Annotated in this window: 2 protein-coding genes and 1 pseudogene; all 3 read right to left on the reverse strand. The window is 48.9% G+C overall.

Going from position 1 to position 2,396, the window contains the following annotated elements; genetic code table 11:
• Positions 1–566, reverse strand: a pseudogene (locus RMO27_RS11220) (hypothetical protein); the annotation flags it as partial.
• Between the two features lie 262 nt (positions 567–828).
• Positions 829–1,842 (reverse strand): PEP-CTERM sorting domain-containing protein, encoded by a 1,014-nt coding sequence (locus RMO27_RS11225; RefSeq protein ID WP_309732403.1) that lies wholly within the window; start codon positions 1,840–1,842, stop codon positions 829–831.
• A gap of 117 nt (positions 1,843–1,959) precedes the next feature.
• Positions 1,960–2,396, reverse strand: a 437-nt coding sequence (locus RMO27_RS11230; protein ID WP_309732405.1) for a PEP-CTERM sorting domain-containing protein, incomplete at its 5' end; no start/stop codon positions are given.

Here is a 2,396-nt window from a genome sequence, read left to right on the forward strand (position 1 = left end):
GTGTTGATTTCGGTGACGTTTTCCCAGCCAGCCCGACCCAACCATGGTACGGCGTATAGAGTATTGCTGCTAGTATCCAGGGCAAATGCCGAACCACCAGTAGTTTCTTCCCCAGCGAAGTAGAGCCTGTCGGTTAAACCGATGCCGTTACCAAACTGATTTGCTTCAAATAAAGCACCAGAACAGAAGCGGTTGATGCCCCCATTTTCTAGATCGGTGGCGACTTTGACTTCTTTACCTTCACGGTTGATGATGGTATCGAAGGATAGACCAGCATTGACAACTTGGAGCGTATTTTTGTCAATATCAAAAGTACTGATTCTGGAACCAGGTAGCTGTAATCCGTTCTTGAGGGTGTATTTATAACCAACGGTGTTACCGATTTCACTATTAACTAGCAACCGAACGGTCGTGTCGTTGAGGGAGTAAGCCCCAATACCATCAGGAATACCAGTCGCAACATAGTTACCGACTTTGTCGCCAATTGTAACAATTGGATCGACAGTCCAACCGTTGAGACCTTTAACTTGAGCAGGCTGAGTTGTATCGAATGACAGGCTTTCCATGGGGTTTGCGTGTGAAGATCTAGTTTAATAGATGAGCGATTGAAAATTCGACTGCTACTTGGTTTACCATGACGACTCGATTTTTCTGAGTATAATCGATCGCATTGAAGTCGAAAAACAATTAAAATTGTCGATCGACTCCGAATCACAATTGCGGCTAAAATCGAGATTTTGTCAATAACCAAAGCATCAGTAATTAACCTCAAAATAATATTTTGCTACCAAGAGGGTAGTCGGCTCTAAATTCAATTAGTTCTCCGTTCTAGAATCGATCGGATTTCCGATGTGAGAATTTCCGTTTGAAGATCGCAACTGCGAACAGAGCCACGATCGTCCCCAGGAAATCCATCGGTTCGGGTACGGCGGCGGCAGTTGCTCTGGGTGCATAGACCCACAACTGTGGGTGATTGGGCACATCAGCGATCGTCGCGCTCAAGCTCTCACCATTCTCACTAGTGATGTAGAGAAGGCCATCTTTATCCACGGCCAGACCTTCATATTGTTGGTCGGCAATAGATTGCGGATTGTTAGCATCACCGACGATCGTCAGCGAACTGAACACGTTGCCATTGCGATCGACATTGACGACCTTGCCATCCTCCTGACTCAACAGCAGCAGGTGACTCGAATCTGCGGTGCCGCTGAGTGCTGACACGTTTGATAATGCATAAACGTCTGCCAGATCCCCCAACCCAGCCCTAGCTGGATCGAATAAATTGGTGGAGTTGATGGTAGTTGGCGAACCATTGGTGGCAGTACCAGCGGCAAAATTGATGTTGGTTTGAAAGATCCCTTGCGGCGTAATTTCCTTAACGGCAATAAAGCCACCCGTCTGGGGGTCGTAGGTAATCCCTTCAATCCCAATATTCCCGACCGTCGTACCGAGCTTGACGGTTTGGACGTTGGCACTAGTCAGGGTAGTATTGGGCACATAAGTGAATAGATCCACCTGACGATACCGTTCTTCAACCATCACGAATTGACCCCCACCAACATAGGCAAGTCCTTCGGGATCGTAGAAAGTCGTCCCTTGTGGACTAGTACCAGCCGCTAAGGTCATCGAGTTAATCAATTGCCCAGTCTTGGATACTTGGACGATCGCCGTACCGCCGTCGCCCAGGACGAACAATGAATCGGTATCTGGGTTGTAAGTTACCGCTGAGACTTCCTGCGCGAGGAGGTTGCCAGCAGGCGCAGTAGTGCGAGTCGGTTCTGGTAGATCGTATCGACCGATGCGCGTGTAGGTGGATAGATCGATGCCCGTGAGATTTGCCATGATTAAAATTAAGTCGTCAGTGAGTGGAACTTGAAAATTTGCCTCGAACTCGATCTAGATTGCTAACTCCTTGAAAAAGTTGGGAATCTAGGCATCATTTCAGTCGTCAGATCGCACTTAGCGATCGAGCTTGTTGGTTGAGAATTTCCGTTTGAAGATCGCTACGGCGCACAGAGCCACGATCGTCCCCAGGAAATCCGTAGGTTCGGGTACCGCTGCTGAAGCTGCGAGCGAAAACCTAGTACTATTAGGTACCACTGACGTACCGTCGCCATCGACATTGATGTTCCAGTTGCTAGCCGTGTTTACTGACGTGCGGTAGTTGGCAAAGCTAGCTTGATTGGTGCGAGATCCATTGAACTCGGCAAAGTCAGCACTAGGAGTCAGGCGGATCGCATTCACCCCATTTGTTAACCCCACAATGCCGAGCGTGTCGGCGGATTCTGTCGATACGGCGGTCAACAGTGTGGTTGGCGTCGTATCGCTGGTGCCCAGGAATGCATACAGAGTCTCGCTAGTCGCACTCAGACCAAAGTTGGTGGAGTTGACTGGTG

The organism is Chamaesiphon sp. OTE_75_metabat_556 (assembly GCF_031378165.1).
Lineage (GTDB): Bacteria > Cyanobacteriota > Cyanobacteriia > Cyanobacteriales > Chamaesiphonaceae > Chamaesiphon.